This window comes from Sulfurimonas indica (assembly GCF_009192995.1).
Lineage (GTDB): Bacteria > Campylobacterota > Campylobacteria > Campylobacterales > Sulfurimonadaceae > Sulfurimonas > Sulfurimonas indica.
In genome coordinates this window covers 1-17,645 of the sequence record NZ_SDID01000033.1, presented here as the reverse complement: position 1 = coordinate 17,645, position 17,645 = coordinate 1, and the positions used below count along the sequence as shown (strand labels likewise).

The following is a 17,645-nucleotide window of genomic DNA, read 5'->3' as shown; positions in this document are numbered from 1 at the left end:
ATCTGCATCACAGTATTGCCAAAATACAAAATTTCCAATGCCGCCACTATTGTTTACATTATCACAAGCACCTGTATCCCCAGATAAACAATCTTTTATACTGTTTTTCAAGTCTATTGATATGTTTGATTTGAAACACATTACAGGCGACTGCATCACTCTTTCCGATGCAACACAAACATCTTCGCTGTAACTTGGACATGTGTATTGTAGTAATTTATACGGTATTGTTTTTATACTTGTTTGTGTTGTGCTTATATTGTTTTCATCTGAAGAATCAGCTTTTAGCCATTCTGTAATATTAAGTCCGCTTCCGTTTACGGTTCTTTCGCTTTCAAGTGTACACCCTTTCACTGTTTCCATAATATAAGGATATGTCTGCTCTTGTGGAATTCCTGCAGTTGGGTAACTTCCGCAATTTGTTTTAAGACAACTTTCAAATATTTGGGAATCCCCGCCATTTTGCAAATCTTCAATATTATCGCTGCCGACATCCAGCCAGTATTGTTTACATGTGTCGCTCTGTAAAACATCAAAGTACACCAAACACTGAGCATTCAATGTCGGCGTATCTTCTTCTACCGGGACCGACTCTTGGCCACTACTGCCAACTGGTGAGCTTGTGCCTGTGCTTGCGCTTGTATCAACAATAACTTCTGCGTTAAGCACTGAAGTAGCAATAAATACTGCACCTATTGTCGCAATATGCACTTGGGACTGAAGAAGAGATAATGAAACCAGAATATTAACTATTTTTTTAAACCACATTTTTATTCCCTTTCTACAATATTGCCATCGCTGTCAATTGTTAAACTTTTATAGATTTTTTCCTGTTGTGTGCACACATTTACAAATCTCGGAGGCCCCGATGTAATATTGTCTATTAAATTGTAGGCATTATCCGTAACCATTCCGCTGCAATCGTAAACTCTCATGATTCTCCACCATGGCTTACATACTTTTGTCGTGCCTTCTGTGCTGCTTATTGTAGTTTTATAACATCTTGATGTGTCAACAGGGTCTTCGTCCCAATTTTCTATACATGTTGGGTTTACTTCACAATTATCTCCACTCAATACTCCATATGGACAATAGTAATTTCCTTGATTGTCTACAAATTTTTGACTAATGCATTTTTTAGCATAATCGGAATAATGATACAATGAACCATATGAAGAACAATTGGTTTTAGGTATGTAATCATATTTTAGACTTGTTGTAAACCCATCAAAATTCCTACAATCATTCCATGGAACAAACCCAAACCCAACTTTTAGCTTATAGTCACCAACTGCAGTATTAATACCGGAATCAAAACCGGTATCTTTTAGCATCACATCAAAATCATCCGACTGGTGAACACCTTGATATAGCGGAATTGGAATATTATTGTTTATGTTAATTTCGTTGTTTAATCCCTCTACACTGCCATTTTGACTGTAGAAATCATAATATGTCTGCATGTTTCTATCAACAGTTCCAAGCGAAAACAGCACTGTTTTTCTTGCAAAACGCATAGTGCTGTTTATTTCATTAGATTGCAAAATTGTTGCCGGTGGTATATAGTCACTGCTAGCATACGTTTGCGGTAAAGGAATATTGTTTGTAATATTTGCATCTGCGTAACATTCACCCTTATTGTCAACAATAATATCTTTGCTCTGGTGAACAATACTTCCGTCCTGCAGCACAAAATCATAATTTATTTTATCCCCTTCAAATGAGATATTTTGAATAACGCTCTTGATCGTGCTCGGATGGCACAGAAATGTTTCAGATATTTTAATGTCTGTATCATAAATACCGTCATTATTGTAATCAACTTGTAAATATATCCCCATATTAGGATAATAAGCGTGCATATTCACACAACTATCCAAGGTTTCCGAAGGAACATACCCAAACTGAACCCCGTCAATATATGAATCATTTACTCTTGCCAATCCAATGATATTGTTTTGATTAACGCTTGTCGTGCCATAAGATATCTGTAAACTGTCCCCGTTTTCAAACTCCCCCAAATCAATCCCTGAGTTTGTCTGACTTAGATAGATATTTCCATCAGCATAATAAAGGTCGTTAGAAAAATCGCCATTTCCATATGTGCTGCTGTTTTTAACAATTGAGATATTTCCAGATTGTGTAAGTATGTCGTTTTTTGCCACTAAGCGCATTCTAACGCTTTGCAAAGTTTTTTGTTCATACTTTATGCATGAATTTACACATTCCTCTTGACTATAAAAACTGTTTGGAAGTAAAGAACTCTGCTGAGATTCTTCCACACAACTTTGATTACAATAATTTTCACAACTATTTTGCGAATAAAAGACTTGTTGTGTAGCTTCGCATTTGTATGGATGTTGTGTGCACTGTATAGGGGAAGACGCTACAATTGGGGTGATAAATTTTATATTATTGTCTCCATCTTTTTGAAGATATGCAAAATAGTATCCATTTTTGTCGTAGGTGCCTAACAATGGTATTATTTCATAACATTGACCTGATGCATCTATTAGGTCTGACGAGTTTTGACAAGACGGCTCGCTTGTCGTGATATTTGTTTCTTCTTTTTCACAAGATCCACTAATCGTATTAAGCGTATACCCCGCCATGCAAGATGGATCGGTTTGACTTTGAACTACGGTTGCACTTTGGGTACATTCGTCATTTCCGCACGACACACCGCTTCCATTTATTGAAAAGTTTACCCCCATCATACCACCGCCTTTTACAAAAAGTGTTACCTCTATGGTGTTTTGTCCTGTAGACAAATACTGCTTTATATCTATATTATTTGTAAAATACCCTCGTCTGTTTTGTTCACAGGCATATTCTGTTGCCTGTCCGTTGTTGTACACATCCACAATTCCATAAGGACTCCATGAGCTCAGCAAAATATTGTCGCCTGGGTATGGCCCTATTCCAGCAACATGTCCATTTACTTTTACCATCAAGAAGTCATCATATTGTGCATTATCTATTTTAAAACTTAAGACATCGTCAATATTGTTTATATTGACATTTAGTGTTTTTTTAATCTCCAGACAACTGCTTGAACTTTTATATTCAGAAATGCTTATTGTGCCAAGTGTGGTTCCTTCACATTTTCCTGTGTTTTGATTGTAAGTTCCGCTTACACAGATTGGTTCACTCGTAAGTGTTGAGGATGTTTCTTGTGTACATTTTCCTGTACTAACATCATATTGTTGATTATCGGGACAAGCATTTTCGTGATATTCATAATTTTGTCCAAGAGGATTCATTTTTATTATATAATTATCTCCTCTTTTTGCTATGTATACATTGTCGTTTTTTTCAATGCTCGCATCTTCATAAAAAGTTGTAATCAAATCAGATTCTCCAAGATATGAAAAACTGTCAGTATTGAAATACGACCCATATCTATTAATCAATAAATGGTTTTTCCATTCTGTTGTTGAATCTGTAAGCTTTTTTGTTGCCATTGAACGCGTAACATAGTCCCAAACAAAATACTTTTTAATATGATTTCTGTAATCATCCCACACTCTGTCAATAAAGTCTTTTACAGTTAAATCTTTCATTGCCGGCGCTTTATCAACGTAAGCAAATAAAAAATGATAAGTGTGATTAAATGATGAATTTTCTGAAAGTGCACTATCTTGCGCCACATCAATAGGTTTTCCCGTTGCTGGTTCCGTTAAAAAATATGATTTTAATTTCATATAGTTGTTTTTAAGCTGTTCGTTATACACATAAGGATTTACTATCATAAAGTCCGATGGTGTTGCTGAGGTTAAGGAACCTGTTTCAAAACTTATAGTTGCAGGATTGAATGACCCGCCTCTTGCATAAATATAATTTTGAAGCATTGAGTTTAGTTGTATACTTGTGTCTGTCACATTTGTGTCAAGAAAGCTTCCTTCGTCTAAATTTTGCAAATTTGCTGTTACTGCGGAGTCAAAATTGTTATGAAAATCATTTATACTCATTCCATCTTTAATGGCATTTATCCAATAGTAAAAACCATCATATTCTGGCATTCTTCCAATTTTTTGCAAATACTCATTGAGCACTATTTCTGAAACTGTAGCCCCTGTAACATTGCTTGGCTGATAATAACACTTTAATTTACTTGAATTAATTGGACAGCCCGCAGAATCACGTTTTGCGATTCCTCGCTGCAACCCACTGTTGCAGTTTGATACAGATGATTCATAACAGGTGCCGCCACCCTCCCAGTCTCCTATAATGTAATTATTATCTTTAGAGGTGTAATCTATGGCTGGGCCAGTAACAAAAGCTGTTCTAAATTCGCCTTTTTTGTCTAATATTTTAAATTCTGTGCGGATTGTTGTATTTTCATCTATAAAGTCAGGGACATCCACAGTTAAGATTCCGATTGTTATTCCGACCGTGTTGTCAGAATTTATTGCTCCGTTAAATATTGCTTCTTTAATTGATTCGTAGTCGTTTATGTTTGAAGTATTTTGCAACCAATATTGCATTCCATCTTCGTCTGGAATTCTTTGCAGAACATCTCCATAGGCATCGTAAATCATCCTTTCTTTATCTGTTGTCAGTTCACTTCTGACAGACTCTTTGAATTTCTCTTTATGAAAAAAAGATGGATTCAGTTTCAACAAAATAGATATATCCATATTTGCCACTGAAGCTCCAGATACAACAGGCAAAGTCTTAAACATGTCTGTGCTTTCATGAAAATCAAAATCTGTAAAAAGGTTTGTGTTTAATTTGTTTATTTCATCTTTTTGTCCCCTGTCGCTCCCGCTATTAATCATGTCTCCAAAAGCATATGCTATTTCAACAGCTTTTTCTTTTTTTAACACATCAGCACTCGACAAGAAACCTATTTCAGGTCTATATGGGTCCACTTGTACAAAATCTCTGACATAATAATGCGTTGGATTATTGTAATTGTCTATTACATACTCATCTTTTAGTACGCATTCTCCATTCTCCACAAGTTCCTCTAATGGTCTATTTCCTGCTACTACCGTATCTTTACAATAGTTTGCTATCTCCTCTGCAGTTTGTGCATCGTAAGATGAATCAGTAAACATTACGCATTCATCTTGTTGCACACAGGCACTATTACAAGAGACGGCGTCCTCATATGTTTGCTCTGTTCGTCTTGGCAGTGGACACCTGTAGTTTGTTCCATTGTTTGAAAAGACAATCGTGTATAATTGTGATGCATCATAACTTTTCAACACTTCTCTATTGTTGATTGATGCCCAATATGAAATTTTTGGAAGCAAGATAAATGTATTGCCGGTTATTGTGCTTGAATAAAAAGAATCACCCATAAAGCTTACATTCATCTGTAGTTGATTTCCAATCTGTCTGCGTGATGGTATTATTGAATCATCCCAGTATATGTCACCCGTTGATATTTCAGTTGTCAAATTCACATCATAACTGTCTTGTAAAACTCCCGAAGAATTTTTAATAAATACTCGTATTCTGTCAACAGTGTCAATATTTTTAATATTATTTATTATTGATGAGTACACTGTTTCGTCAACAAAATTTCTGTTCCTTACGAAGTCAACAAGATTTTCTGTTTGTTCAGGGTCGCATGTTGCCGTTTGTCTACACATTGACTCACAAGTAGAAAGTGCAGCCGGCTCATTTCCTGCTATTGCGTAGTATTTTGTTGCTAGAGTTTGATCAATATTTATCATTGGATCCGCTGAGCATATAAAATATTTCTCTAATTGCATATTTTTTCTCTCTATCACACAGTTGACAGGGGCACCTATACTGTCATATCCAAGACTAGCTATTCCTTCTGAGTATGTTTGATTAATAAAGTCAGGATCTGTAGCTGTGTTCCCCAAAGCTGTCACCCCTTCGGATGTTTCATTAAGTCTATCTGATTGCATCCCCTCCATGTCTTTATTATTTATAATATCTTTAGAGAGATTCATTTGTTTTCCAAACTGACTGTCTCCATCTGCAAACATATCCGAATTAAGCATACTTGCACCTATGTTATTGCTGTTTGCAATATTTCCATAATCGCTCAATCTTGTTTTTCCTTGCATTTCATTCAAAAAAGCTCTCGGATTTTTTGTAATATCCGTCTCAAATGCACCTGAAGTATTGTTTTCTTTGTTTGATATATATAGTGTTACATTGTAGTGTTTTAACGACTGCATCCCTTTGTCATCTATTATATGGTACGCAACTTGTAGTGTTGCGCACGATGATTGTATATAGTTGTCCTTCATAACACATGTGCTCGATTCCGGTATTGATAAATCCTCACTAATGCTACAATTTAGCTGGTTTGTGTGGTAAAAATCACAATTAACCCCCTGAGAAGCCAAACCTGTCGGATCGTCTAACTGAAAAAAGAATTCGTCGCCATCCGGGTCTTCTCCATCAAGCGTATAGGCAAAACTATTTCCTATATAAGTTCCTATTTTCAGATGTTGACTCAGTGAAAATGGGGCATGATTGTCTTGCTCTATTGTATCGGCGTGAATATTGATAAAAAGAAATGTACCTATGACTAAACTATATATAATTTTATTCATCTTTTTGTACTCCGATTTCTGTAGTTATCAATTCATAATTTTTTTGGTACATTACTGATGGCACACATTGCACATTAAATCTTTTAAGTAATATTTTCGGCGCTTTTCCAACAATAATATTGTTTCTTTTTGGAAAAAAATGAGCTATATCGTTTTTTAATCTATTTATATCTCCTTTTGTCACATAAATTCTTAATCTTGTTTCATATTGATTTATTATCGTCATTAAAATATTTTTTTCTTTTTCTGTAGTATAATTTGTAAAAATAGCAAGCCCATCAAGTCTCACTTTTTCCAAAAGATTGATTTCATCTCCTTTTTTTGCAATTGTTTTCCCCTGAAAAACAACATTTTCTTTAACAATGTAAATTATTTTTTTGTTGTAAATTTTGTCTTGTTCGCATGTTTTTACATTCATATCTACATACATTTTATTTTTAAGGATTTCTTTGAATTTTTTGGTCAAATTATTGTCTTTTTCAAAATTTCTAAACTTCTCTTTTAACACCAAATACATATCTTTTTCTGCTGGTTTAAAAACTTTCCCTTCAGTACCCAAAAAGACAGGTTGCTGTATTGCAAAGAGACTCGCACAAAAACTTACCAAGAGAATGGCTATCTTTTTCATTTGTCTTGTTCCTGTAGATATTTTTCAACTGCATCTTTTTGTTTGTTGATCATTAGATTCTTCATTAACTCTTTCATCTTTTTGTTTTGTTCAATTGCATCAGTTGATGGTGTAGGCGTTGTAAAGGTTTGATTTTTTATATTTCTATAGAAACTGTTTGCAATATTGCATCTTCGTATCCCCTCTTGTCTTTTTTTGTTTTCATCTTCTTCATAATATTTATCTATAGTCAAAGATATTATTGCGTCATTTTTTCTATTTTTACAATAGTCATTAACGATGCCAAGATAATGCAAAGCAAGATCTCTGTCTCTTCCTTGAATACTGTACCACATGCCTAATATGTAAGTACCATACAGGTAGCCATTTTTATCTAAAACTTTTGCCAGCTCAAGTCTGTATTTTTTTCCACCCTGTATAAATCCATCAAAATTTAGATAATCCATTGCTACTACTGCAGCCTGAGGATTTCCAAGTAACCCTGAGGCAATCAAATACTTCATTGACTTTTTTTTGTTTGTGGACGGATTATACTCAATAGCTTTCCCTTGGTACATTATTGTTTTTTTTGGTAAAGTTGTATTGTAAATCACCATTCCTTTTTCAAGCAACTCGTCAGCACTTGATTTTGCTTCCTCGTCGGTTAAGTTTAGTTTTTTAACAAAAAAAGTTCCGAGATCATCTATTGTTAAGTTCTCCGTGTTAGTTTCTTGTGAATATAAATTTAGCGCCATTATTAGAATCAGTATTGTTTTTAACATGTGTTTTCCTTTTTAATATAATAAATGCGCAACGCCTACGCAGCACACTTTTCTTCTCCATACCGTAAATATTCTATCTTGGTATGTGGGGACACCTTTAAAATTTGACCAAATCATTGCACTTTCTCCTGGTGTAATGATTTTGTCTGAAACAATAGGGTAAGAAATTTGCAAAAAATATTGATTTTTTATTACTTTTGGAAAATAGTTAGTTGTTTTTCCGCAAGCTAAATCGTTAGCTGAACTAAGAGTTGCCCCACCTGCAAAAGGGACCGTGGAGGTCCCTGGTATTTCTATTGTTTGGGGCAACATATAACCCATATGCTGAAAATCAAGAATTGACATAGCCAAAGCCGCGTCATCCACCGGACCATTTTCTCCCATAGGTCGTCCGGTCCCGATTCTTCTTGTTTGCCAACATCCGTTACACCAACTTAAAAACTCTGTTGGTTTTTTAAATGTGGCTGTTGCACAATCCCATAAGCATGCCAAAGCCCCAATGGGGTTTGCCACCAACAATGCCACCGGATTAATCATGACAGCCGTAAAATCGTCGTACCATGCCGGATTTAATTCTCCGATAAAAGGAAGGTCTAGTGGTATGTTTTTTGCAACACACAACTGGTCCAACCCAAAATTTAATAATGCAAACACTGGATATTGATAATAGTGTCCATTTCTGTATGTTCTTGGCGTACCTCTTTTTTTTAGTTTTGCAATCCCGCCTTTTGAGCTATCTTTCATAAAGCATGGGAATTTTCCGGGCTCACTTACCAGTTCGATAAAGCCTATTGGTTCGGTTAATCGCAATTTTAAACCAATATCAGGAACTCCATCGCTTGTTGTTGAACATAAACATACTGGATTATGGTTCCCATCCCCATAGCCACCTATAAGTAAATCATCAAAAAAGAAACCCCAGTTGATTGTTGAGAAAGGATCGAGGCATGGTTTTTTTCCCAATGCGAAAGAATTTGTAGTAAATATCATCAATATGGATAAAAATATAAATAGCTTATTTTTCATTTGCAATCTCCATCACAAATTGTCCAAAGTTCATTATAGCTACTATCATATTGATACACAGGAGTATTTTGCCAATCACAATGCCCATATCTTATATCAAAATAAGAAGAAGCACAATTTCCAGTTGATGTAAATGCTGTTTTGTCTGGTTTTTTTGTCCATTCTGCTGCTGTTGCAAATCTCCATCCTGATGGAACTCTTGAGAATGTAATTGTTGAACATCCACCTGAACATGGAGATGCCCAAGCCCAACAATATCCGTTATTATAAATGGACCATGACGGACAGTCTGCTTGAGAATTAACATGTTTTTCTGTACTCAAAACCAATTCCTTACTATCAACAATGCTTCCGTCTTCAAACAAACTTGCAATAATCTTAATGTCATAATCAACATTATCCGGAACCCTATATATCACATGTTTTAAATCTTGCGCAATAAATGTTGGAGAAAGCTCATCATTCGTTTGATTATTATAGGCGTTTAAATGCAGTTGATATTTCTTAGTTACCACATAATTCATAGTTAGGTTAATATCATCACCCGACTGTATATTTGTGTTGCTTGCTGTAAAACTACTCATCTCATCCGCATTTACACAAATATTTATAGCAGCAAGTGCCATCAGTGCGCTAATTATTTTTTTTATCATCATCTACTCCATCATTTTCCAGAATATTGTAATACCGCAATAAGTTTTCATCCTGCTTGCTTGCAACTTCAAAAAATTTGTTTAAACTCATATCCCCATCCATTCTTAAAAGATATTTGCATTGTTTGTATCTAAATTCATCTGGACAAAGCGCATAAACAACAACAGGTACTTTTTCTATATGCAGCTCTGTATAAAGAAATGGATGTATTTTAACAAGGAGTCTCTGCTTATCTTGTTTCATCATTATCTCTTTAGCTTCTTGATCAAATCCCCTGAAAACAACATATGTTTTTATATCTTTCAGTTTGTTAGCTCTGCTTAGAAAGTTTTTAAGTGTTGTACTTGTAACACTTTTGGAAAAAAAATAAAGCAGTGTCGGATGCAGCGAATCATCTTTTTTTAGACTTAAATTTGGAAGTTTTTTATTAAACTCTTTGTTGTACAAGTAGCTCATATCTGCTGGCTGCATATCAGAGAGGCTGAGTGCATAAAGTTGATGCAATGCAATCAGATAAAAAAGAGTGAATTTTTTTATCATAATGTAAATCCTTTGTAGTAATAAAAGTAAGCTGCGACAATAGCAATATAAAATATAAACCCTATATTGGAAAAAGCCACTTTGAAATCTTGCAAAGACGGGATTGCGTTTTCCAATAATGTTGCAGTTATAAAAATTTCCAACAAGTATGTATAAACATTTTGATCTACAAAGACAAAGAAATACTCCTTGAAATAAAAAGCTACAGGAATAAGGACGAGTGGAGCCAATGAGATCGGGAGTGCGTTGTACCATGTGACGTTGCTTGATTCCACATAACCCAACACATAACCATTTTCTTGTTTTTTTGGAAATAGTGATACTTTTACCGGCTTTCCAAATAGCAATACCGACACAACAAAGTGTGCCAGTTCGTGAAAAAATGTACCAATAAAATTTGCAATCCACACACCTGCTATATTTCCTGATGTGTAATTTTTAAGTCTCTCTATTAAAACTACAATCAATATGATGGAAAAATTTTGATTGTTCATAAAAAAATCAAGTATTGTGGCCTGCATCATTTCTTCTTAATTTTTAGAATGTTTTTTTATTTTTTTTAGTGCTTTGGTCCATATCCATGAGCCATCCTTGAGCCTTCCCCAATCATTTTTTTGGCCAATAATTTCAACAACATTGTTTTTATACAGGCAATATAAAATTCGAGAATTTTTTACTGTTGGGTATTGTCTGACATTCACTGCGAAAGTTTTTACTTTATAAACCCCTAATATGCTTTTTTCTTTAGAGGTTTTCTTTTGGTCTTTTGGTTTTTCTTTAGTGATAGATTCTTTTATTTTTTGAGCCTTATTCTTGTTTAGCTCTTTTATTTTTTTTTCTTGCTGTTTTATATACTCTTGCAGTTTTTTGTTTTGATAACTCAGTGCACCATATTTTTCTATCAGAATAGAAACTGCCTGTTTTGTTTGTTTGTCAGTCTGTACATAGTATTTTTCTCTTACTGTTTTTGTTTCTTTTATAATTTCTTTAACTTCTTTTGGCTTAGGTGCTTCATGCTGAACGCACCCGGAAAGTAGTATAGATAGTGTTGCTATCGAATAAGATATTTTTTTCATTTTAATGCTCCTGATTTTAATTTTTTTATATTGGCAGAGAGTATCCTTAGGTACTTTTCTTTGTGTTTTTTTGTATGAGAGTGGTACATTGCTATAGTGTCCCAACTGTATCCGTATTTTTTGATATTTTGATAAATTAACCCACATGCGTATTCGTAGCTTTTTTTGACATTAAAGTAGTCTTGCAAAGGAAGTTTTTGATATATATAGTTTAGTTGGTATGGCCCAAGGTCAAGATTTGTTATTTTGTTTTTAAGCAAGAATGTAAGAGCTTCTGTGCAGTTTTTCGCATCCAAACAATCTGCAGTTCTATTATCTATCCATTTGAAATTTGCAATTTTCCTTGCCTGCTCCTTCTCCTTTTTGCTATTAAAAGATATTAAATACGGATACCCTATTTCCCGCTGATTACATCGTTCTGCGCTTGCAATTAAAAGCAAAATCTGATTGTCAATTTGGCAATTATTCACTTCTTTTTCCATTGAGAGTTGCTGTGCATCTATTTTTGTTGCCAGAATCATCAAGACTACCCATTTTATCGCTAATGTTTTGTAATTTTTTTGTTGCATCAATCTTTTCATTTTCGCCTCGTTTATTCAAATAAGGATCATTAAGGCAAAGCGCCAATAGTTGCGGACCTGCTTTTGGATTATTGCATGCGGAGTTTATATACTTATTTGCTTTGTTATATTGTTTGTCAAGAAAAAACAAATGGGCCAATTCAAAATCCAATATTGGGTTATCTGAACGGAGTGATATTGGGTTAATATCCGCTATTGCCATTTCTATTGCTTTTTTATTTTTGTAGAGCTCTTCGTTATTAAGAACGATTTCTGCATACCTGATTGCCAAAAGTTCTCTTATTTTTTTCTTTGTATTTTTCATATACAGTGCATTTTTAATATCTAATATGGCCTCATTTGGCTCTTCAAGTTTTGATAAATAGAAAGCAGCAAAACCATATCCTTTATTGTATGCAAGTCTAAAGTATTTTTTTGCTTTTCTTATATCTGCTTTCATTACTCTGTCTTTTAATTTAATATCTTGTATGTATAGGGCACCAAGATATATTGCCGCAGAATAGTCGCCATATTTTATTGCGCTTTTCATTGTCTTAATATAATCATTATAATCTTTTACTGTTATAAGTTTTCTCTGCTCTTTTTTTACATTTTCGTTTTGTTCAAACACTATATCTTTTGCAAAAATTCCCGAAACTAAGAAAATTAATACAAGTAATAATTTCATTCTTTCTCCTTCATGAAACTGTTTATATCAATTCCTAGTTTGTTTTTGAAATAACGATCTCTATAATTTACATCTTTATTCCACGTATTGTGTTTTATGAATTTTTTATAGTCTAGTTTTCCTTGATACTCTAGCAGGTTGTACATTTTTCTTTCTAAGTTGTCTATCTGGAGTCGTCCCGTACTAATTGTGTTTGCAGTCTTTTCTTTTTTGTTTACTGCTACAATAGATGGTGTTGTGTAAATTCCATATGTGTTAAACAGCTTTTTGCTGATTGTCATACTTCCTTTGTTTATTCTTTCTTTCATTTTTGGTGAAAAAAGCACATCCATGGCTTGCTTGAACATCTTTTCAGCCTTTTTGTCACTAAATACGAAGGATAGCTCAACGTTCGGATACTTATTTATTAGTTGCGAAACCTCATAAATACTTATCATATCCAGGTCCACATTTAGCCCAAGAAACAGTATGTATGAATATTTTTTGTTTACTTCTTTCATGAATTGTTTTATTTGTTGTTTGTTATTGTCGAAGCCCATTATATCAGTATAGCCGATTGGTTGATTTGGTAAAGGGTACGCTTTATCTCCAAATTGTGTCACAGCCATCGGCAAGGCATCTGCTCTTTTAAAAATCTCTTTAAAATATTTTGCTTGCCATTGAAGATAATTTACTGTATTTTTCATATTTGGATCTTTCATCCATGCTGCCATTGCTGGAATACTTTTTGCTTCTGGCGTTAGTGGCATCTTAAAACACTCTGCACTTGAATTCTCTATGCATTCTCTTCCATTTACTGTTATTTTTTTTGGTTTTGGATCCAATGAACTTTGCAATAGTTTTAAAATCTTTTCTTGTATTTTTGTTTGCTTTTCATTCTCTTTGAGAATTTTTTTACTTATTTTCAGCAATTCACTGCAGCAGTTTTTTTGTTTTGCAGTCTTTTTGTTTTGTTTTTTTTGTGATAAATCTTCATAAAACGCAAAGCCTTTTTCATCTGAATAGTTATCATCAACCTGATTAAACGTTTTTGTGCGATCGTTTTTAACAATCTCAACATTTGTTGCATACATCGTGCTGGCCAGCAGCAGTATGGAGAGAATTTTTTTCACTAATTTTCCTTTTATTATCATATTGTTAAAAAATATATTTGATAAATATTTAGAATTATAATATAATTGTACAATAAATTCAAATATATCAAGGAATATTTAATGAAAAAACTATTTTTTCCGGTAATTGCAGGAATCCTGTCTTCTTCTCTTATGGCATCGCCTGTTGACAAAAAAAATATTGAAAATCTTCCCTTGCTGAAAAAAGCAAAAATAAAAGTCGAAAAGATATTAGACCAAGGAGATATCTATCAACTGGATTTAGGAAAAGGACAAACTGCGTTTTTGACACACGACAAGAAAACGATTATTTTCGGAAGAGCTTTTAATACAAACACAACAAAAGAGTTAAAAATTCCGGTAGATATGAGCAAAGTTGATTTAAAAAAACAGGCATTTGAGTTTGGAAGTGGTAAAAATGAATATATAGTATTCACTGATCCAGAATGCCCTTATTGTAAAAAATTTGAGAAACAATGGAGCGCTTTAAAAGATAAAGTAAAATTTCATGTCTTTTTGTTTCCTCTCTCGTTTCATCAAAACGCCACCAAGATGAGTCTTTATATATTATCCCAAAAAACAGATGCACTGAGGGCAAAAGCACTTTCAGATATTTCAGATGGTAAAAAAGACTTTCTAAATGCTGATAAGTTTTCAAAAGAAAAAATCAAAAAACTTTATGCTCTGTTAAAAAAAGGACAAAATGTTGCTGATGCTCTTGGTGTCAGAGGCACTCCTTCGATGTTTACACTAAAAGGAGAAAGAGTCAATTGGTCCTCGCTTATGTCAAAATACAAGATTACTCCTGAAAAAATAAACCCTAGAGTATTTCACGAACTTATGAAGAAAAGCAACTACATCACTTATGGCACAGGTAATGATACGCTTTATGTTTTTACAGATATAAACATTTCTTCCTCTGCAATGAAAAAGCTCGATAAGTTGGCAAAATCACACAAAATGATAATATTTTTAAAACCTACAAATGGCAGTCAATTGAAAATGTTTGAGACAGTATATGTTCTTAATAAAAAAACAAACAAAGAGCGTCTGGCTAGCTTCAAGGAATTTGTTGCAGGCAGAACACTTTCTAAAGATGAGCTTGATAAAGTAAAACAGTCTATTGGAAAAAACAAGAATAAGAGCAATCTTTCTCCGCTGCAAAGTTTGATGGTAATAGGTTTTGCAAACGAACAGCTGCATCTTCCCCAAAAAACTGTTTTTATTAATGTAGATGGAGTTATTCAGAAATTTTAGCGAGCCAAGAGTTTTTTTCTCTTGGCCTGTGTCTTATTTTAAAGAATCTATGTCAATTTGGTTTTTTACAATGAGACTCTTGTTTCTAAAATAAATAAAAAGGTAATAAACATGAAAAAAATGTTAAGTGTATTTATGGCTTTTGTTGTTTTTTCCCAGCAAACATATGCAGCTAATCTGTCTGATTTAGTAGATACAGCACATACTAAATCTTCAGAGTGGCAATCTCCTGCAACCGGTTCTAAGTATTTTTATTCTGGCAGTTATGAATTTTCTTTTAAAAAATCAAACGGTTACGCTCCTTGGATAAACGCCGGCAGTACCACCGGTAATCTTTGGCAGGCCGGATGTAATGGTTTCAGTACGGGTGATATGTTTGTAAGTATGCTTGGGCTAAATGATATTAAAGACCAATTGTCTGATGCCGGTGCGCAACTTGCATGGGGAGTTATGCTTGCTCTTGTGATGAGCATGCCTGGATTACAAAAAACTTTTGCGGCTATCCAAAAATGGGCCAGAGCAATACAAAACCTTTTACAAAACGCCTGTAGTATTGGTCAGAGCATTGGAAACAGTGATCTGTTTGGACCAATCAGAAATACAATTACCGGAAAAAATTCAGATGTTGGAATAGCTATACAAAATGCAGATAAAGGCATAAGTGGTTTTGTTGATGATTCTGCAAATTGGATAAACAGCTTTACAAGCTCTTCAGATTCAAACACAACAGCCGCAGCCAAAGATGCCGAAAAAGGTTCGTCTCTTAAAGAGATTCTAAAAACTCTTAAAGGTGTTTTTGGAATCAGTTCTAAAGTTGCAGCTTCCAAGATTACCGATGCTGCCTTGCCAAAAGATTCTTCAACAAACACATTGTATATTGGAGATCTATCAACCTTCTTAAGTAACGGAACAATCGGCGGAAAAAACTTTGTTAATTCCTCTGATTTGGATGCGCTAAAAACAAAAATCCTTTTAGATTTGGTTTTTGTTGGAGACACAGCTCTTTCCGCAAAAGGATTAAAAAGCATTACAGACCTAACTGATTGTACAAGTGTTCCTGGCGGAGAATATTGCAAGGTTAATCCAACTAAAATAGCAGATTCTGCTATTGAACACATGGCCGATGGTGACAAAGGTATAAAAAACCCGTCATATGTAAATCTTTCTCCGATTGTTTCAAGTACCGACAAAGTTGCCGATGCTATCATTAACGGGTTTTCTCCTGACTCATCTTTAATGAAAACTGTTTCCGGTGACAGTATGTCCGGTGACGGCTATTGTTATATTTATAATCATAAAATCACTGTTGGTGATTTTACATACAAGGCAAAAGCTGTTTCATCAACCAGCACTTCCGGGTCACCAAGTAAAAAAGTTATTCGATTTATTTCTCTTGTCTCCTCAAATCATGCAAACACTGCTATAAAGCTTGAATGGGAAGGGGCACTTAAAGAGAGCTACAAGCTTATTAAATATAAAATTAAAGAAAAAAGTGGAATTAACGGAAATATTGGATTATTTGAAAATGAGCCAATTACAGCAGATAGCAACTCCATTATTCCAGTATTGGTTCCTGGCGCCAGCAAATATTTTAGGATAATAGCCACATTAGAAAGAAAGGACGGTCAAGAAACTGGTTATACAGCATCTCTTAAACAATTACTTGCGCAATATAATGCCTATTTGTTTTCATCGTCTTTTTTTGATTCTTTAATAGCACAAATTGACAGCTCAATACACGATACTCCTGCTGGGGGTGATAAAATTGAAAATCTAAAAGCAGAAAGAGAAAGATTGGTAAAAATTAGAGAAAATGTGCAAGAGAGATTCCATAAAGTCATTCAAGATACACGTGATTTCAAGTTAATTGTAGATATTTTTAGTACAATTGAGAAAAATCAGCACCTACAACGCTCTAACATGTTAAGATAGGATAAAAAACAATGAAATATAAACAAACATCAATAAATATTGAAATAGATCTTTTTGATAAAATTGAAAACCTAAAATTATTGACCGGTTCCGACCTCAACACGAGCAAGATAATCAATCTTGCGCTAAGAGAGTTTTTTGAAACAAACTCTGTATATAATGAAATAATAAGTCAAGCAGATGAAAGCATTCTTGTTCCTATTGATAAATATGCTCAGATTTTCTCTGTAAGCAAAAAAACAGTAAAAAGCAAGATACAAAACGGTTCGATACAGAGCATTAAACTGGGTGAATTAGAATATATAAAATTGGCCGAAAATGATATTAAAAATATATTTATACAATTGATTAATCTTAAAAGTCGCGTTGAGAATTTGGAGAAAAAAGTAAAATAATCGCAAGAGGTGCCATTACCTTTTGCTTTTTTCGGCTATTCTTTTGTATTTGCGGATTTTTTGATAATTTTTAATCCAGTTTTTTTAATTTTTTCTTTTGTCACACTATAAACTCATTCAAATTCCCCTGAACCTTAGCAATCCTCTTGTTTCTTGTCAACGGCGGAGTTAAATTCAGCAGTTTTTTGTGAACGGTCTGAGAAAGGTTCCACTATCCTTACCTCCAATCTTGTTTTTAGCAAATGGACACAGGTATTTGCAGGTGACAAAGTTGTAACAACTGCTATTCTTGATAGACTGTTGCACCATTCACATATCATTAATATACAAGGAGACAGCTATAGGTTAAAAGAGAAAAAAGAATCAGGAATTATCAACTCAGATTTATATAAGTTTGGAGCTAAATCTTCAAACAAAATAAGGCAAAATTAAGAGGTGGTTTAAGTTTCAAATTGTAACTTTTTTTTACTT

The 17,645-nt window shown here is 33.9% G+C and carries 16 protein-coding genes; 4 read left to right on the top strand and 12 right to left on the bottom strand.

From position 1 onward, the window contains the following. The 12 genes from ES948_RS10325 to ES948_RS10275 all read right to left on the bottom strand — a co-directional run. On the bottom strand, window positions 1–768 hold a 768-nt coding region (locus tag ES948_RS10325; protein ID WP_152184870.1), incomplete at its 3' end, for a hypothetical protein. Between the two features lie 2 nt (window positions 769–770). Continuing rightward, window positions 771–6,164, bottom strand: a complete 5,394-nt coding sequence (locus ES948_RS10320; RefSeq protein ID WP_188109516.1) for a hypothetical protein — start codon at window positions 6,162–6,164, stop codon at window positions 771–773. A gap of 373 nt (window positions 6,165–6,537) precedes the next feature. Beyond that, window positions 6,538–7,173, bottom strand: coding sequence for a hypothetical protein (locus ES948_RS10315; RefSeq protein ID WP_152184868.1), 636 nt, complete (start codon window positions 7,171–7,173; stop codon window positions 6,538–6,540). Continuing rightward, complete coding sequence (locus ES948_RS10310; protein WP_152184867.1) at window positions 7,170–7,934, bottom strand: hypothetical protein; 765 nt, start codon at window positions 7,932–7,934, stop codon at window positions 7,170–7,172. Before ES948_RS10310 ends, ES948_RS10315 begins: the two co-directional genes overlap by 4 nt. Window positions 7,935–7,946: 12 nt before the next feature. Continuing rightward, a complete protein-coding gene (locus ES948_RS10305; protein ID WP_152184866.1) occupies window positions 7,947–8,960 on the bottom strand; it encodes a TraU family protein in 1,014 nt (337 codons plus the stop codon). Next, the gene (locus ES948_RS10300; RefSeq protein ID WP_152184865.1) at window positions 8,957–9,613 is read right to left on the bottom strand and encodes a hypothetical protein; all 657 of its coding nucleotides are present in this window, start codon (window positions 9,611–9,613) and stop codon (window positions 8,957–8,959) included. Before ES948_RS10300 ends, ES948_RS10305 begins: the two co-directional genes overlap by 4 nt. Continuing rightward, window positions 9,594–10,154, bottom strand: coding sequence for a TrbC family F-type conjugative pilus assembly protein (locus tag ES948_RS10940; RefSeq protein ID WP_188109515.1), 561 nt, complete (start codon window positions 10,152–10,154; stop codon window positions 9,594–9,596). Before ES948_RS10940 ends, ES948_RS10300 begins: the two co-directional genes overlap by 20 nt. Then, on the bottom strand, window positions 10,151–10,675 hold the full coding sequence (locus tag ES948_RS10935; RefSeq protein ID WP_188109514.1) for a hypothetical protein: 525 nt from the start codon (window positions 10,673–10,675) through the stop codon (window positions 10,151–10,153). Before ES948_RS10935 ends, ES948_RS10940 begins: the two co-directional genes overlap by 4 nt. A gap of 9 nt (window positions 10,676–10,684) precedes the next feature. After that, window positions 10,685–11,230, bottom strand: a complete 546-nt coding sequence (locus ES948_RS10290; protein WP_152184863.1) for an SH3 domain-containing protein — start codon at window positions 11,228–11,230, stop codon at window positions 10,685–10,687. Beyond that, window positions 11,227–11,751: a lysozyme family protein gene (locus tag ES948_RS10285; RefSeq protein WP_152184862.1), complete on the bottom strand. Its 525-nt coding sequence runs from the start codon at window positions 11,749–11,751 to the stop codon at window positions 11,227–11,229. The genes ES948_RS10290 and ES948_RS10285 overlap by 4 nt, the downstream gene beginning before the upstream one ends. Continuing rightward, the gene (locus tag ES948_RS10280; protein WP_152184861.1) at window positions 11,693–12,478 is read right to left on the bottom strand and encodes an SEL1-like repeat protein; all 786 of its coding nucleotides are present in this window, start codon (window positions 12,476–12,478) and stop codon (window positions 11,693–11,695) included. The genes ES948_RS10285 and ES948_RS10280 overlap by 59 nt, the downstream gene beginning before the upstream one ends. After that, window positions 12,475–13,590, bottom strand: coding sequence for a hypothetical protein (locus ES948_RS10275; protein ID WP_152184860.1), 1,116 nt, complete (start codon window positions 13,588–13,590; stop codon window positions 12,475–12,477). The genes ES948_RS10280 and ES948_RS10275 overlap by 4 nt, the downstream gene beginning before the upstream one ends. Window positions 13,591–13,692: 102 nt before the next feature. On the opposite strand from ES948_RS10275, the gene ES948_RS10270 reads away from it, so the two are divergent. The 4 genes from ES948_RS10270 to ES948_RS10255 all read left to right on the top strand — a co-directional run bounded on the left by ES948_RS10270 (window position 13,693) and on the right by ES948_RS10255 (window position 17,606). Then, window positions 13,693–14,847, top strand: coding sequence for a DsbC family protein (locus tag ES948_RS10270; protein WP_152184859.1), 1,155 nt, complete (start codon window positions 13,693–13,695; stop codon window positions 14,845–14,847). Between the two features lie 111 nt (window positions 14,848–14,958). After that, complete coding sequence (locus tag ES948_RS10265) at window positions 14,959–16,779, top strand: conjugal transfer protein TraH (protein WP_152184858.1); 1,821 nt, start codon at window positions 14,959–14,961, stop codon at window positions 16,777–16,779. Between the two features lie 11 nt (window positions 16,780–16,790). Then, on the top strand, window positions 16,791–17,174 hold the full coding sequence (locus ES948_RS10260; protein WP_152184857.1) for a hypothetical protein: 384 nt from the start codon (window positions 16,791–16,793) through the stop codon (window positions 17,172–17,174). A gap of 153 nt (window positions 17,175–17,327) precedes the next feature. Beyond that, window positions 17,328–17,606 (top strand): ATP-binding protein, encoded by a 279-nt coding sequence (locus ES948_RS10255; protein WP_425505073.1) that lies wholly within the window; start codon window positions 17,328–17,330, stop codon window positions 17,604–17,606. Window positions 17,607–17,645: the final 39 nt, after the last annotated feature.

Bases quoted from the DNA above. Each gene is read 5' to 3' on its own strand.
- ES948_RS10320 (WP_188109516.1), bottom strand. From the start codon at position 6,164: ATGCAGTCGTTAAAACACTACAATGTAACACTATATATATCAAACAAA.
- ES948_RS10315 (WP_152184868.1), bottom strand. From the start codon at position 7,173: ATGAAAAAGATAGCCATTCTCTTGGTAAGTTTTTGTGCGAGTCTCTTT.
- ES948_RS10310 (WP_152184867.1), bottom strand. From the start codon at position 7,934: ATGTTAAAAACAATACTGATTCTAATAATGGCGCTAAATTTATATTCA.
- ES948_RS10305 (WP_152184866.1), bottom strand. From the start codon at position 8,960: ATGAAAAATAAGCTATTTATATTTTTATCCATATTGATGATATTTACT.
- ES948_RS10300 (WP_152184865.1), bottom strand. From the start codon at position 9,613: ATGATAAAAAAAATAATTAGCGCACTGATGGCACTTGCTGCTATAAAT.
- ES948_RS10940 (WP_188109515.1), bottom strand. From the start codon at position 10,154: ATGATAAAAAAATTCACTCTTTTTTATCTGATTGCATTGCATCAACTT.
- ES948_RS10935 (WP_188109514.1), bottom strand. From the start codon at position 10,675: ATGCAGGCCACAATACTTGATTTTTTTATGAACAATCAAAATTTTTCC.
- ES948_RS10290 (WP_152184863.1), bottom strand. From the start codon at position 11,230: ATGAAAAAAATATCTTATTCGATAGCAACACTATCTATACTACTTTCC.
- ES948_RS10285 (WP_152184862.1), bottom strand. From the start codon at position 11,751: ATGATTCTGGCAACAAAAATAGATGCACAGCAACTCTCAATGGAAAAA.
- ES948_RS10280 (WP_152184861.1), bottom strand. From the start codon at position 12,478: ATGAAATTATTACTTGTATTAATTTTCTTAGTTTCGGGAATTTTTGCA.
- ES948_RS10270 (WP_152184859.1), top strand. From the start codon at position 13,693: ATGAAAAAACTATTTTTTCCGGTAATTGCAGGAATCCTGTCTTCTTCT.
- ES948_RS10265 (WP_152184858.1), top strand. From the start codon at position 14,959: ATGAAAAAAATGTTAAGTGTATTTATGGCTTTTGTTGTTTTTTCCCAG.
- ES948_RS10260 (WP_152184857.1), top strand. From the start codon at position 16,791: ATGAAATATAAACAAACATCAATAAATATTGAAATAGATCTTTTTGAT.